We start from the raw sequence: 14,412 nt of genomic DNA on the forward strand, positions 1-14,412 counted from the left end.
TATGTCTGCAGTTTTTTTATGAAAAAGGAGTTATTATGAGTATACTGACATTAAACAACATCACCCAGCAGTTCGGCGATAAAATCCTCTATGAAGGAGTCGATCTGCAATTAAACGCTGGCGAACATCTTGGGCTGATCGGACAAAACGGAGCCGGCAAAAGTACATTGATTAAAATCATCACTGGTGAGATCCTGCCAGATGACGGACAGATCCATTGGCAAAAAAATATTCATAAAGGTTACCTCGATCAATATGTAGAAGTCGATGAAACATTAACGATCGAAGAATTTCTAAAAACTGCGTACGCAAAAGAATACGAAAAGGAAGAAAAAATTGCTTTTCTTTACCAAACATATAGCGAGACCTTCGATGATTCCTTGCTGGAAAAAGCTGGGAAACTCCAAACGGAATTAGACCAAGGAGTGTTTTATCAAATCGACACCTTAGTTGCTGAGATGAGCAGCGGGTTGGGAATCGATGTCTTAGGTTTAGATTCACTGTTGAAAAATCTAAGTGGTGGACAACGTTCAAAGGTGATTTTAGCAAAACTACTTTTAGAAAACCCAGATGTTCTGATCTTAGATGAACCAACCAATCACTTAGATGATCAGCATATCCAATGGCTGACGCAGTTTCTTCAGGATTTTGACGGTGCGTATATCGTGATTTCCCATGACCAAGAATTTCTTGATCAGATCACCACCCATATCGCAGACATCGAGTTTGGAAAGATTACTAAGTATACTGGCCATCTAAAACAAGCATTGAAACAAAAGGAACAAAATCGCGAAAGCTATTTGCGCCAATATCATGCTCAACAAAAACAAATCGAAAAGACCGAAGCTTATATTCGGAAATACAAAGCCGGTTCCCGATCAACGATGGCAAAAAGCCGACAAAAACAATTAGATAAAATCGAACGGCTGACACCTCCCGCTTCAGCAAGTAAAGCTGTCTTTGATTTTCCATTCTCTCCTATTGTCACGACGTTGGCAGTGGAAACAACTGATTTAGTCATCGGCTATGATCGACCGCTACTTGCACCCATCAATTTGACCATCCGGTTTGGTGAAAATATTGCCATTCGAGGCTTCAACGGGATTGGGAAATCTACTTTGTTAAAAACATTGATTGGTGAGATCGAAAAAATAAGTGGCGATTTCCACTTCCCAGATAACACAAAAATCAATTACTTTTCACAAGATCTGTACTGGGAAAATCCATTAGAAACACCACTACAATACTTAAGTAGTCAATTTCCAAAAGCAACTATCAAAGAATTACGTCGCCAATTAGCTAAAGCTGGACTAGTCAATCAATTAGCAAGCGAACCTCTCACTACATTAAGTGGTGGAGAACAAACCAAGGTGAAACTTGCACAGTTGACAATGAACCAAGGTAATTTACTGATTCTCGATGAACCGACGAACCATATTGATCAAGAAACGAAAGAAAGCTTACAAGATGGCATTCAGAAATTTCCAGGAACGGTGATCATCGTCTCTCATGAACAAGAATTTTATCAAGATCTTGTTCAACGAGTTATTGAGATCGAGCCAAAATAATGAGACAAAAAGACAAAAAAACTGATGATAGCATGATCATCAGTTTTTTTGTTGTTCAGTTTTCTTTTTTCTCTCGAAAAACAACGAATTGAAAGAAAAACGCACATCCCTGAAAAACAAGTCCGCTAACCGTTACACCTAACCAACCATACTGCTGCCACATGGTCGTCCCTAGCAATGAACCAGCCGCACCTCCAATAAAGTACATAAACATAAATACAGTATTATTTCGGTTGCTTGCTGCTTCACCTAGTCCTTGTACTCGTGTTTGATTGGCGACTTGACCAAATTGATTCCCGACGTCTAATAAAATAATAGCTAAAAGCAAAATGGCCAAATGGCTTCCGCCAACCAATAAAGCAATAAAACTTATTGTTTGCATAACAAGTCCCATATATACAATTTTTCTTTCAGAATAAGAATCTGCCAGTCGTCCCACGATAGGTGCAGCGACTGCTCCAGACAACCCAAAAATCGCTAATATCCCTGCTTCAAAAGTCCCCCAATTGTAAGCGGGACTGCTGATATAAAAAATCAACGTAGACCAAAAGATCGAAAATGTGCCAAACATAAAAAATCCGCTGACTGCCGCTTCTCTTAATAAACGTTGAGAGGCAACTAAATGCGGCAAACTTTTGAGTGAATCAAGGTATGAAACAAATGTACTACTTTGCTGGACAGAACGCGGCATCTTCCAGTAAAGCAGAAGTGTAAGAATCCCGACGGCACATAAAGCAAATAAATAGATCATCCGCCAAGAAAAAAGACTGGCAACAATACCAGATACCGTCCGAGAAAGCAAAATCCCCACGAGTAAACCGCTAAGCAATGTTCCCATGACTTTTCCTCTTGCTTTTGGTCCCGCTAGTACCGCACCGTAAGGAATGATGATTTGCGGCACGATCGAAAGTAATCCTATTAAAAAAGAAGCGCATGCAAATAACGTAAACGAAGGCGCAAAAAAAGCGGCCAACAGCGAGATAGCAGATAACGCTGCCATTCGTATAATTAATTTTGGACGATCCACCACGTCTCCTAAAGGAACTAAAAACAGTAGCCCTAGTGCATAGCCTAACTGGGTCAGCATTGTCAATATCCCGACTGCACTTGTGCTAACAGATAAACTAGCTGCTACTTTTGTTCCAATCGGCTGGATATAATACATATTAGCAACAACGACGCCGCAAGTGATTGATAATAATAAAATAAGCGATGTTGTTAAAGATGTTTTTTCTTTACTCTCCATTGATTTCCCCCATTTCCTATCTTAGTTTACAACTTATGGAAAAGATTGGAAATAGAAAAATACAACTATTCGCCATACTTATTATTTTTGTCTTTGTTTTCCTTGTTTTTTCTTGCGATCTTTATAAATGAAGACAACTAACCCTACTAACACAGTAACACTTGCAACCAACATGACTGCAGTTTTGTTATATCCGTGAAACAGAGCTTCTCCACCACACGCATACAACACAGATGAAGGGATGACTCCAATCACGATCGACATTACGATTTGCTGAAGAGGCAGTTTCATCGCATCTGCAGCAAAATTGACCATAGAAAATGGGATCACCGGTATCATGTAACCTAACATTACGCCTATTTTTGGATGTCTCATTTGCCGAATGGATCGCACCCAATGATTTTTTTCAGTTTTCTTGTCTAAAAACTTCAATCGGTGCATCAAAAACACAGCGGAGATATTGCCCAGAGCATTCCCTAAAACATTGATACCTGCCCCAATGAACGGACCAAAGCTCAATCCGGCAATGACACCAATAACCGAAGTAGGGATACCGGGAACAGCACACATCACTGCCGTTAATACGACTAAAAGAAGCCCTGCGAAAAATCCGTGAGAACGGATATGAGCCAGTAGCTGTGCTTTACTTGCTTTCGGGTTCAAAAATAATTGTATATCTGTCTGGTATTCCAAATACAACCGATAGCCCACCATCAGTATCAGAACGATTCCCAACGTGATCAAAATCAATCGGATTTTTTTCTTTTTCATATTACCTCCTGAAAAAAACTATATTCATTAAATAATAGTTTAACATAAAAACAAAAAAGCACCGAAATCCAAGATAGGATCTCAGTGCTTTTAAATAGTTAAAAAATTATTTAACAGTTACAGATGCGCCAACTTCTTCAAGTTTAGCTTTCAATTCGTCAGCTTCTTCTTTAGATACGCCTTCTTTAACTGGTGCAGGAGCGCCATCAACTACAGCTTTAGCTTCTTTCAAGCCTAAGCCAGTTGCTTCACGAACTGCTTTGATAACTTTAACTTTTTGGTCTCCAGCTGCAGTTAATTCTACAGTGAATTCTGTTTGTTCTTCAGCAGCAGCAGCGCCACCAGCAGCAGCTACAGCTACAGGAGCAGCAGCAGATACGCCAAATTCTTCTTCAATAGCTTTAACTAGGTCGTTAAGTTCTAGGATAGTTGCTTCTTTTAACTCAGCAACGATGTTTTCAATGTTCAATGCCATTATAATTTCCTCCGTTTAAATGTTCTTTTTTATTTAATACTTTATGCGGCAATTAAGCTGCATCTCCATCTTCTTTGTCTGCCACTGCTTTGACAGCGTAAGCCACGTTGCGGACTGGCGCTTGTAGTACAGATAGCAACATAGATAGAAGTCCTTCGCGATTTGGCAATTTTGCCAATGCTGTGATTTCTTCCAATGAAGATACTTTACCTTCGATGATACCGCCTTTGATTTCTAATGCTTTTGCTTCTTTAGCAAATTCGTCCATGATTTTCGCTGGTGCAACTACATCTTCGTTACTGAATGCAACGGCTGTAGGTCCAGTGAATACTTCGTCCATGCCTTCAAGGCCAGCTTTTTTAGCTGCACGTGAAAGGATTGAGTTTTTGATAACTTTCATTTCTACGTTAGCATCACGAAGTTGTTTACGTAAACGTGTTACTTCATCAACTGTTAATCCGCGGTAGTCAACGACTACTACTGATGCAGCTGCTGTAAATTTTTCGCTTACTTCATCAACGATTGCTGCTTTTTTTGCGATAATTGCTTCACTCATTTTTGAGTTTCACCTCCTGAATTTTGATGGAAGAGTTTTTTGAACTGAAAAGGCAAATCACTTGTATAGTTTCTTTGCTCAACCAGTATTGTTCATCATCTATTCACTTCGTTCATAGTGATTCACAATAAAAAACTCTATGCCACCGCAGACATAGAGGGACTATTGAATATATTCAATAAACGTCCTCGGTAGGAAATTAAGGCTTGGAGCCACCTACTGTCTTCGGTACAAGTTAATTATTAACCTCAACTAGCTTAGCATGCTAAACTAGTTGAGTCAAGAATTATTTTTCAGTTGGATCAATCAACGTTCTAATATTTGATTAGAAAGAAGCTTGGTCAACATGGATACCAGGTCCAAATGTTGTTGTGATCGTTACATTTTTCATGTATTGACCTTTAGCTGCTGATGGTTTAGCTTTTAGCAATACATCATGGATTGTTGCAAAGTTTTCAACTAATTTTTCATCATCAAATGAAACTTTTCCGATTGGTACATGGATGTTTCCAGCTTTGTCTACACGGTAAGTTACTTTACCAGCTTTCACTTCGTTTACTGCTTTTGTTACATCCATTGTAACTGTACCAGTTTTAGGGTTTGGCATTAAGCCTTTTGGTCCTAATACACGTCCTAGACGACCTACAATAGCCATCATATCAGGTGTTGCAACAACTACGTCAAAGTCAAACCATCCGTTTTGGATTTTTTGAACCATGTCGTCGTCACCTACGAAATCTGCACCAGCTGCTTCAGCTTCTTTTGCTTTGTCTCCTTTAGCAAAAACTAAAACAGTTTGTGTTTTACCAGTTCCGTTTGGTAATACAACAGCACCACGGATTTGTTGGTCTGCTTTTTTAGGGTCTACGTTCAAACGGTATGCAACTTCAACTGTTGCATCAAATTTTGCAATGTTTGTTTCTTTTGCTAAAGCTACTGCTTCGGCAACAGGATAAACTTTACTTGAATCAACTTTTTTTAATGCATCTTGCATTTTTTTGCTCTTTTTAGCCATTTTGGTTCCTCCTTGATTGTGGTTATAACGGTTGTACCTCCCACGTGTTCTATATCTTTCAATATAGAGCCAACTGAGAAGCTGCTGTCTTAGGGTGTAGAGATTATTCTACAGTGATCCCCATGCTTCGTGCAGTTCCTTCAACCATGCGCATTGCTGCTTCAACGTTAGCTGCGTTTAGGTCTTCCATTTTTAATTCAGCGATTTCTCTTACTTGATCGCTAGAAACTTTCGCAACTTTATTTTTGTTTGGTTCACCTGAACCTTTTTCGATTTTAGCTGCTTTTTTCAATAGAACAGCAGCTGGCGGTGTTTTTGTAACGAATGTGAATGAACGGTCTTCGTATACAGAAATAACAACCGGAATGATCAAACCTGCTTGATCAGCTGTACGAGCGTTGAATTCTTTTGTGAATCCCATGATATTGATACCCGCTTGACCTAGTGCAGGACCTACTGGTGGAGCTGGAGTTGCTTTCCCTGCAGGAATTTGCAATTTAACGATTTTTTCTACTTTCTTTGCCACGAGACATACCTCCTTAAGTCCGTGATGTGGTTAATTGGAGATGCATATTTCTCCTCCCACGTTTTATCTGATCTGAAAAAATCCAGACAAATAATGTGCAAAACAATGCACACTGGTACAGTATAGCAAATTTATTTGTTTTTTCAAGATTTTTTTCTGCTATTTTTACATTTTGCTTGAATAAACGCTAAATTTATTCTAAAAAAACAACAATTTTTCGTTCCCATTTCTTCTTTTATGTTACACTTGCGCTAGCATGGTTCAACAGATGAAAGCAAACAATAACGCGGTTTTTTTAGACCCTTGTACAAAGATTCCTACATAACAAAATGAGGTGGAGAAAATGAAAGATTTAAGGTATAGAAGTGTCTTTGATATTATTGGACCTGTGATGATTGGTCCAAGTAGCTCCCACACAGCTGGAGCAGCTAGAATTGGGAAGATCGTACGCAGTATATTTGGCGAGCAACCTGATTCTGTAGATATTTATCTATATGAATCATTTGCAAAAACCTATCGGGGGCACGGAACAGACATTGCATTAGTTGGCGGTCTATTAGGAATGGAACCTGATGATGAACGTTTAGCTGATTCTTTGAAATTGGCATATGAAGCAGGCATGGAAGTCTTGTTTGTTCCTAAGAGTGAAAAAGCCGAACATCCGAATTCTGTAAAGATGCTTCTAAAAAAAGGAACACGAAAGCTTTCAGTTACTGGCATTTCGATCGGCGGTGGCAATATCCAGATTTCTGAATTGAATGGATTCAAAATTTCTTTAAGCATGGGAACACCTACCTTGATCGTTGTTCACCAAGATGTTCCAGGGATGATCGCTAAAGTGACTGGTATACTTTCTGAAACCAATACGAATATCGGTACTATGACAGTGACACGGGAATCAAAAGGCGAAAGTGCCATCATGATCATTGAAGTAGATAATCCTCAAGTTGAAGAAACAGTAAGAAGACTCAAACATCTGCCAAATATCGACAGCGTAAACTATTTCGATTAAGGAGCTGAAAAAATGTTTTTATCGATTGAAGAATTAGTAGACCAAGCGAAAGCTTATTCAAGTGTAGCAGAATTGATGATTGCAGTTGAAATGGAAATGAGCGGTCGTTCCCGTAGTCAGATCATTGCGATTATGGAAAAAAATCTTTCAGTAATGGAACAATCGATCAACGAGGGAAAAGAAGGTGTCACCTCCGTCACAGGGATTACCGGTGGCGATGCAAAAAAATTAGATGATTATTTGAACGATGCAGATTTTTTGAGCGGAGAAACGATCTTAAAGGCTGTACGCAACGCTGTAGCTGTTAACGAAGTCAATGCAAAAATGGGATTGATTTGTGCTACACCGACTGCTGGAAGTGCGGGGGTTGTTCCTGGTGTGTTAATGGCTGTCCGAGATCGGCTTGGTTTGTCACATGAACAGCAATTGGAATTTTTGTTTACTGCTGGCGCTTTCGGGTTAGTAATCGCGAACAACGCTTCTATTAGTGGCGCAGAAGGGGGTTGTCAAGCAGAAGTTGGTTCTGCAAGTGCAATGGCGGCGGCAGCTTTGGTTTGCGCAAAAAATGGGACTCCTCATCAAGCAGCTCAAGCAGTAGCCATCACATTGAAAAATATGATGGGACTGATTTGCGATCCTGTTGCAGGTTTAGTTGAAGTACCTTGTGTCAAACGTAATGCTTTAGGGTCTTCTCAAGCTTTCATCTCTGCTGACATGGCATTAGCGGGTATCGAAAGTGTCATTCCACCGGATGAAGTCGTTGCTGCGATGTATCAAGTCGGACGACAAATGCCATCGATTTTCAAAGAGACAGCAGAAGGCGGCTTAGCTGTTACGCCAACTGCTAAGCGACTTACAGAAGAGATTTTAAATAAGAGGTCGTAAAAAAGCTGCCTAGTTTCGAGTATTAAGAGATTAGTTATTTCCATCACAAAAAAACGAAGAGACGCACAGTTAGGCCTCTCTTCGTTTTTTTATTAATCCATCAATTTCGTATTTTTTACTTCATCAATCGTTTTTGTTCCTGCAAGTTGCATCGTGATCGACAATTCTTTGTTCAGGTGTTCAAAAACAGAAGTTACCCCTTCTGCCCCACCTAGATTCAATCCATAGATCACTGGTCGGCCAATCGCAACTAAGTCAGCACCACTTGCCAAAGCTTTAAAGACATGTTCTCCTCGACGGACGCCAGAGTCGAAAATCACTGGTACACGTTTATTGACTACTTCGGCAATTTTTGGCAATACTTCAAAGGAAGCAGGACCTCCGTCTAATTGTCGACCACCATGATTAGATACCCAGATACCATCTGCCCCTGCAGAGATAGCGATGACTGCATCTTCTGGCGATTGTATTCCTTTTACGATGACTGGAAGATTGGTGATTTCTTTGATTGTTTTGATGTCATCTGGTGTCAAGCCTTGCTTTGCAGCTGCATAAATTTCTGCAATTCCTTTTCCTTCGCCATTCCCACTTGCACTTTGTTCGCTATAAGCAGCTAAATTAGGCATTGGTAATGGAAATTGGAATTGATTGATCACATCTTCTTCACGGTAACCACCAAGCGTTGAATCTGCCGTTAAAATGATGGCTTTAGCCCCTGCTTCTACTGCTTTTTTCAAAATGAACTCATTGAATCCATCGTCTTTACTCATATATAATTGGAAAAACTGCGGTGCACCTGGCGCTGCATCTGCTGCATCTTTGATTGTCGTGTTTGCATAAGTGCTGATGGAAAAGATTGATCCAGCAGCAGCTACCCCTTTAGCTGTATCAGCTTCCCCTTTTTCATGTGCCAATCCTTGGGCCGCTGATGGCGCTTGGATAATCGGTGTGTCTAATTCAATTCCAAAAACTGATGTATGCAAATCCGCTGAGTCGATTCCGCGTAATATCCGTGGCATGATTTTTTTTGTATTAAAAGAAGTCGTATTTTCTTTCATCGTCCACTCATCTTCAGAACCACCGCGAATATAGCCAAAAGCTCCTGCTTCCATGCGCTCTTTTACACGACCTTCTAGTGAGGCAATGTTTACGATATCGATTGGATATTCTTCATTACTTGTATGATAAGTCATAGTAGATCCTTCTTTCATCTTCTTGATTACATATAAATCATACTATCCTTACAAAAAGTAAGCAAAAATTTACTCTCGGATCCTTTTCTTGCTATTCGTTCCAAACAAATCGACTAACAAGCTGATCTACTTCTTGGTTTTCATGAAGCATACTATGAGCGGCATTTTCGCCTTTTACTATTTTTTCTTCTACTTCATTTCCGTGTTGTTTCAACAACGCATATACAGCTAATGCACTGTTTAACGGTACTGTCCCATCACTCAAGTCTGCTTCATCTAATTGTCCGGCAATCAGGAAAAATCGAGTAGTTGTAGGCAAATTTCCGATCATTTGCTGATAATCTTGATAGCGGCTAGAAACAACAGCAGGCCCCTTTGCTAACTCCTCTGTCAGAGATTGCCCACTGTCATCGACAAAATCATTAAAAGGTGCACCAATTGCCGTAAATGTCTGAACTTGCGGCAATGACGTATCCTGTCCATATGTTCCTAAATAGCGTAATGCACTAACCCCTCCCATGGAATGCCCCACTATGTTGACTTTGTCTATGCCCTCGTTTTCTTTCAGATACAAAAGACAAGATTTGATCCATTCTGCTTGGTTCCACTCGTTGTTTTTATTATCTTCAAACAATACTTGGACCATCGGATTGTCTGCTTTTCCAGACAAGTCCCCTTCTGCTTGTATTTGTCCATCTGCTCCTACTATTAAAACTAATTCTTTTACTGCTTTTTGATTTTTTTCCAAACGTTGCAACATCCCTTTAAAGGAATTTTCTGTCCCGCTGTAGCCATGGAAAAAAAGTGTTGGAATAGTGGTTTTTTCTATCAATTTACTGGATTCTACCGTTTTTTCTTTATCAGAAACTGCAGTAGTATTCGTCTTCGTCGTCTGGCAACCACTTATCGCAAACAAGCTGATAAGCACTAAAGCTGCTGTAGCCGCATGTTTGCATACATTTTTGATTTGATTTGTCATTCTCCTCTTCCTTTCCATATAGAAAAAAGAAAGACTTGAAAGGTCAATCGTATGATCGACATTTCAAGTCTTTTTATTAATCATTAATCGATTTTATCTACTTGATCGAAATCAAGTTCTGTACTTGTTTCACGACCAAACATATCGATGTTGACTTTCAATTTTTCTTTTTCTCCGTCAACTTCTGTTACTTGTCCTTCTAATCCAGCAAATGCGCCTTCGATGATTTTCACAACTTCGCCAACTTCTACTTCTAGATCATTTTGTCGTAGACTCATGCCGATAGAACGCAAGATATGATTGACTTCTTCTGGAAGTAGTGGTGCTGGTTTGCTTCCAGCTCCGTGTGAACCAACGAATCCTGTCACGCCTGGTGTGTTACGGACAACATACCAGGAAGCGTCTGTCATGATCATTTCAACAAGAACATATCCTGGAAATGTTTTATGAACGATTTCTTTTTCTTTCCCATTTTTGACTTCTGTTTCTTTTTCTTCAGGAACAACGACACGGAAAATAAAGTCGGCCATTTTCATACTTTGCGCACGAGATTCGATATTTGCTTTTACTTTGTTTTCATATCCTGAATATGTATGCAAGACATACCAGTTTTTTTCAAAAGATTCCATTGAAGGCTCCTCATTTCATTGTAAAATAAAAAAACCTCAGTACACCCGAAGTTTTTCTTTCGCTTCATTATAGCACTAAAAGCACATTGTGGCTAGCGAGTTATTTTAAGATCCAGCCAAATAAACTTTGGATTGCTGTATCCATTACGTAAAACATCAACCCGAAAAGAATAGAAGTTTCGATAACTACCAACGTATCTTTACGAAGTTGTTTTCTGTTTGGCCAAGTTACTTGTTTGATTTCATCTTTTACGCTTTTTAGAAATTTCATGAGACATCCTCCTTTGCTGTTTATTTCGTTTCTTTATGTAATGTATATTGATTACAATATTTACAAAATTTGTTGATTTCTAAACGTTCGCCGCTTTTTCCTTCACTGACTGATTTTGTGTAGTTACGAGACCCACAAACGGAACAAGCGAGTGCTGCTTTTTTCTTTGCCATTTACTTCTGCCCCCCTTGCTGAGAATCAGACTTATACTTAATAACAGTATCACGTAACTTTTTACTTGTCAATTTGTGAAATAAACTATCTATTGTTTTAGATAAAATTATGATATGATTAATTTGAAATTAAGCTAAAATGAGACAATTGGAGGTATAGCGATGCTATTAAAAACACTTGTATATAAGAAAAAAGATCTGACAACCGTTACAGAGACTAGTACATTAGAAGAAGCATTAAAAATTTTAGAAACTTCCGGATACCGTTGTGTGCCGATCTTAGATTCTTCAGGGAATATTTTCCGTGGAAATATTTACAAAATGCACATCTATCGTCATAAAGCAAACGGCGGTGATATGACGCTTCCTGTCACTCATCTTTTGAAAAATGCCACAAAGTTCATTTATCTGGATACTTCTTTCTTCAAAGTATTCTTTACGATCAAAGAGCTACCTTATATTGCTGTCCTTGACAGTGAAAATCATTTTTATGGTATTTTGACACATAGCACATTACTTAATATGCTCTCCCAATCTTGGAGCGTAGAACAAGGAAGCTATGTGCTGACAATTGCTTCTACAGGAAAGCAAGGAGATCTGGCTGCTATCGCAAAAATCATTTCAAAACACAGTAGCATTGCCAGCTGCATTACTCTTGATATTGAAAAAGACGAATATATCCGACGTACATTGATTACGCTGCCGGCGAACACTGAACCAAAAGTATGTGAAACGATCGTCAACCACTTAGAGAAAAAGAATTATAAAGTGGTAGAAATCGAAAATTTGCAAAACCAAGAAGCATAATAAAAACGACAAAAGAAATACAGCTCAGCTGCTTTCTTTTGTCGTTTTTTTACAATTAGACACGCTTTTCAAAATCAAGCGAACGATCTAAATAATACATCAGTGGTGCTGAAACAGCCATGATGATGAACTCGCTTAATGCAAGTGTACCATAGGTTGTCCAAAATGCTTGGCCACCTGTCGGAACTAGCATATAAGCAATCAATCCCATGCTGATGGTAAAGAAGATCGTGTTCAATACTAAACGCATCTTTACATTTTTCACTTTGTTTTGCAACAAAGCTGTCAGACCTAAAGAAAGCAATGTTTGGCCACCACCGAAAACCACATCCATGATACCAAATCCAAAGAAGGCATTATAGACGATGACCCCGCCCAAAACTCCCCAAAGTAATTTACGGTTAAAGACAACTAAATGATTCAAACTTTCTGAAATACGAAACTGGATCGGCCCTGAGGATACAGGCGCAACTAAAATAGTTAACGCTAGATAAAGAGCCATGACGATACCATTTACAACGATTACGGACAACCGTTGTCTGCTTTTCGTTTTTTGCATTTTCTCTCCTCGTTTCTCCTAGTTTTTTTAACGCGGGATGGTTGATGAACCGCGATTATGTGAAACAAACAATAATTATAACAGACTTTTCATTTATTTCAATCTGTCTTATCTACTTTTGAAAAAAGTAAATAAGCAAAAATGTAAACGTTTGCCAAAAGTCTCGAAATATGGTATAAGATAAGTGTAAGGGGTCATAAGAATTCCCAGTAAAGCAGACGAAGTAGGTTCTGCACGAACAGAATTGTTGTGAAACTTAAATAAATAAAAAAGGATGTGGGAATTTGAGCAACCTCTTACTAGAGAGTAGTCTAGCAGGCAGCTGAAGGTCTAAGTGGACATACCGAACCTTGGAACTTCTCCTTACGTAAGTAATGGATGATGCGCTTGCTAGGCTTTTTTGTGTTTTTCGGTCTCCAGACCTTTTTCATTCTCCTAGTCTTCTGCTATAATAACCAAGAATTAATTTTGTAACAGGCGTTTTTTTGTAAAAAAACAAGTTTCTTTCATTCCAAAAATAGAAAAAGCTTGCTAATTATTGGTTAACCAGCAAACAGGATGATTAAAATATCTTGTTTTATTGAATAGCAGGAGGAAAATATGAAATTCCATTATCATTTATTGATCAATCCATCGGCAGGCAGTGGAAACGGCCATAAAGTAGCAGAAAAAATCTTGCCGGTATTAAAAAACAAACATGTCAACTATACCCTTCATTACAGTGAATACAAAGGACATGATGCGGAGATTGCTGAAATTCTGGCAAAAGAAACATTAGTACCTTGGACAGAAGAACAGGAAACAATCGAAACTTTCCCTCTTTTGATCATCGTAGGAGGAGACGGAACCTTGCATCAGGTACTTGATACTTTCTATCAGATGGAAGTTGAATTTCCTGTCGCTTATATTCCAGCAGGCTCTGGAAATGATTTTGCTCGAGGAGCGGGACTTCCTAAGAATCCTAAAAAAGCACTTCAGCTGATTTTAGCAGCTCAATCACCAGATAAAGTCCATATAATGGCTTATGAAGAAAAAATAAGTGAAAAAAAAGGAATAGCTGTTAATAATTTTGGTATTGGATTAGATGCAGCTATCGTCCACGCGACAAATCATTCTTCTACAAAAGAACGATTGAACAAATACAACTTAGGTTCTTTTTCGTATTTGTTCTCTATTCTCCGGACTTTATTTACTCAAAAAGGATTTCCAATTCTAGTGGATGCAGGAGGAAAGCAGTTAAGTTTTTCAAATGCATTTTTATGTACAGCAACGAAGCATCCTTTTTTTGGAGGAGGAATCGCAATTGCTCCAACTGCAGATGCGTCTAAACCAGTCATTGATTTTGTCATGGTCGAACGAATCAATATTTTTAAAATCATATGGCTTATCCTTTTACTTATGCAGAAAAAACAATTGAAATCGAAATATTTCCATCACTACACAACAAACAGATTACGAATCGTTTCAACAACGCCGCAATATGGTCAAGAAGATGGAGAAGATGTCGCTCCTCGTCCTTTTGATCTGCAATTTTCTACAAAAAACCAGTTATTTTTCAAGTAATTTCGAGTATAAAGAAAAATTTTGCGGAAACGGTTGCTCGCATTTTTGCAAAAGTTTGTCTTCATACCGAGAAACTGGCTTTTGAACACCATTTACCAAGAAGAGCCTATAATTTCACTCCAAGTCACCAAGAATAATTTCAAAAAGCGGATGAGGCACAAGTCGTGTCACATCCGCTTTTTAA

At 38.8% G+C, this 14,412-nt stretch carries 17 protein-coding genes, 1 riboswitch and 1 other annotated feature; of the genes, 5 read left to right on the forward strand and 12 right to left on the reverse strand.

The window, feature by feature from the left end; all coding sequences use genetic code 11:
* Window positions 1-35 precede the first annotated feature (35 nt).
* Window positions 36-1,568 (forward strand): ABC-F family ATP-binding cassette domain-containing protein, encoded by a 1,533-nt coding sequence (locus tag IGK53_RS11060; RefSeq protein ID WP_002290558.1) that lies wholly within the window; start codon window positions 36-38, stop codon window positions 1,566-1,568.
* A 55-nt stretch (window positions 1,569-1,623) separates the two neighbouring features.
* Here the strand turns inward: IGK53_RS11060 and IGK53_RS11065 are convergent, their stop codons facing one another.
* The 6 genes from IGK53_RS11065 to rplK form a co-directional block, all read right to left on the reverse strand.
* A complete protein-coding gene (locus IGK53_RS11065) occupies window positions 1,624-2,814 on the reverse strand; it encodes an MFS transporter (protein WP_002291631.1) in 1,191 nt (396 codons plus the stop codon).
* A gap of 81 nt (window positions 2,815-2,895) precedes the next feature.
* Window positions 2,896-3,585 carry a TVP38/TMEM64 family protein gene (locus IGK53_RS11070; RefSeq protein ID WP_430604781.1) on the reverse strand — a complete coding sequence of 230 codons (690 nt, stop codon included), beginning with the start codon at window positions 3,583-3,585 and terminating at the stop codon, window positions 2,896-2,898.
* 106 nt (window positions 3,586-3,691) lie between these two features.
* The gene (gene rplL / locus IGK53_RS11075) at window positions 3,692-4,060 is read right to left on the reverse strand and encodes a 50S ribosomal protein L7/L12 (protein ID WP_002291633.1); all 369 of its coding nucleotides are present in this window, start codon (window positions 4,058-4,060) and stop codon (window positions 3,692-3,694) included.
* 52 nt (window positions 4,061-4,112) lie between these two features.
* Window positions 4,113-4,616: a 50S ribosomal protein L10 gene (rplJ, locus tag IGK53_RS11080; protein ID WP_002291634.1), complete on the reverse strand. Its 504-nt coding sequence runs from the start codon at window positions 4,614-4,616 to the stop codon at window positions 4,113-4,115.
* A gap of 119 nt (window positions 4,617-4,735) precedes the next feature.
* Window positions 4,736-4,863: a sequence feature (ribosomal protein L10 leader region), on the reverse strand.
* Window positions 4,864-4,941: 78 nt separating this feature from the next.
* Window positions 4,942-5,631, reverse strand: coding sequence for a 50S ribosomal protein L1 (gene rplA / locus IGK53_RS11085; RefSeq protein ID WP_002328922.1), 690 nt, complete (start codon window positions 5,629-5,631; stop codon window positions 4,942-4,944).
* Window positions 5,632-5,734: 103 nt separating this feature from the next.
* On the reverse strand, window positions 5,735-6,157 hold the full coding sequence (gene rplK / locus IGK53_RS11090) for a 50S ribosomal protein L11 (protein ID WP_002291638.1): 423 nt from the start codon (window positions 6,155-6,157) through the stop codon (window positions 5,735-5,737).
* Window positions 6,158-6,500: 343 nt separating this feature from the next.
* Between rplK and sdaAB the strand changes: the two genes are divergently transcribed.
* The gene (gene sdaAB / locus IGK53_RS11095; RefSeq protein WP_002315670.1) at window positions 6,501-7,169 is read left to right on the forward strand and encodes an L-serine ammonia-lyase, iron-sulfur-dependent subunit beta; all 669 of its coding nucleotides are present in this window, start codon (window positions 6,501-6,503) and stop codon (window positions 7,167-7,169) included.
* 12 nt (window positions 7,170-7,181) lie between these two features.
* A complete protein-coding gene (gene sdaAA, locus IGK53_RS11100; protein WP_002291640.1) occupies window positions 7,182-8,054 on the forward strand; it encodes an L-serine ammonia-lyase, iron-sulfur-dependent, subunit alpha in 873 nt (290 codons plus the stop codon).
* Window positions 8,055-8,146: 92 nt separating this feature from the next.
* Here sdaAA and IGK53_RS11105 read toward each other — a convergent pair whose 3' ends face one another.
* From IGK53_RS11105 to rpmG, 5 genes are all read right to left on the reverse strand, one after another.
* Window positions 8,147-9,247 carry a lactate oxidase gene (locus tag IGK53_RS11105; RefSeq protein ID WP_002328921.1) on the reverse strand — a complete coding sequence of 367 codons (1,101 nt, stop codon included), beginning with the start codon at window positions 9,245-9,247 and terminating at the stop codon, window positions 8,147-8,149.
* A gap of 91 nt (window positions 9,248-9,338) precedes the next feature.
* Window positions 9,339-10,244, reverse strand: coding sequence for an alpha/beta fold hydrolase (locus tag IGK53_RS11110; protein WP_016628786.1), 906 nt, complete (start codon window positions 10,242-10,244; stop codon window positions 9,339-9,341).
* A gap of 65 nt (window positions 10,245-10,309) precedes the next feature.
* Window positions 10,310-10,855 carry a transcription termination/antitermination protein NusG gene (nusG, locus tag IGK53_RS11115; RefSeq protein ID WP_002294580.1) on the reverse strand — a complete coding sequence of 182 codons (546 nt, stop codon included), beginning with the start codon at window positions 10,853-10,855 and terminating at the stop codon, window positions 10,310-10,312.
* A gap of 100 nt (window positions 10,856-10,955) precedes the next feature.
* Window positions 10,956-11,126 (reverse strand): preprotein translocase subunit SecE, encoded by a 171-nt coding sequence (secE, locus tag IGK53_RS11120; protein WP_002309994.1) that lies wholly within the window; start codon window positions 11,124-11,126, stop codon window positions 10,956-10,958.
* Between the two features lie 20 nt (window positions 11,127-11,146).
* Window positions 11,147-11,299 carry a 50S ribosomal protein L33 gene (rpmG, locus tag IGK53_RS11125; protein ID WP_002294578.1) on the reverse strand — a complete coding sequence of 51 codons (153 nt, stop codon included), beginning with the start codon at window positions 11,297-11,299 and terminating at the stop codon, window positions 11,147-11,149.
* A gap of 162 nt (window positions 11,300-11,461) precedes the next feature.
* Between rpmG and cbpA the strand changes: the two genes are divergently transcribed.
* Complete coding sequence (gene cbpA / locus IGK53_RS11130) at window positions 11,462-12,106, forward strand: cyclic di-AMP binding protein CbpA (RefSeq protein WP_002315667.1); 645 nt, start codon at window positions 11,462-11,464, stop codon at window positions 12,104-12,106.
* Between the two features lie 55 nt (window positions 12,107-12,161).
* Here cbpA and IGK53_RS11135 read toward each other — a convergent pair whose 3' ends face one another.
* Window positions 12,162-12,665 carry a QueT transporter family protein gene (locus IGK53_RS11135; protein ID WP_002315666.1) on the reverse strand — a complete coding sequence of 168 codons (504 nt, stop codon included), beginning with the start codon at window positions 12,663-12,665 and terminating at the stop codon, window positions 12,162-12,164.
* A gap of 12 nt (window positions 12,666-12,677) precedes the next feature.
* Window positions 12,678-12,724: riboswitch (PreQ1 riboswitch) on the reverse strand.
* 541 nt (window positions 12,725-13,265) lie between these two features.
* On the opposite strand from IGK53_RS11135, the gene IGK53_RS11140 reads away from it, so the two are divergent.
* Complete coding sequence (locus IGK53_RS11140; protein WP_002328919.1) at window positions 13,266-14,228, forward strand: diacylglycerol/lipid kinase family protein; 963 nt, start codon at window positions 13,266-13,268, stop codon at window positions 14,226-14,228.
* The last annotated feature ends 184 nt before the right edge of the window (window positions 14,229-14,412 follow it).

The organism is Enterococcus sp. DIV1224 (genome assembly GCF_050555455.1).
Classification (GTDB): Bacteria; Bacillota; Bacilli; order Lactobacillales; family Enterococcaceae; genus Enterococcus_B; species Enterococcus_B lactis.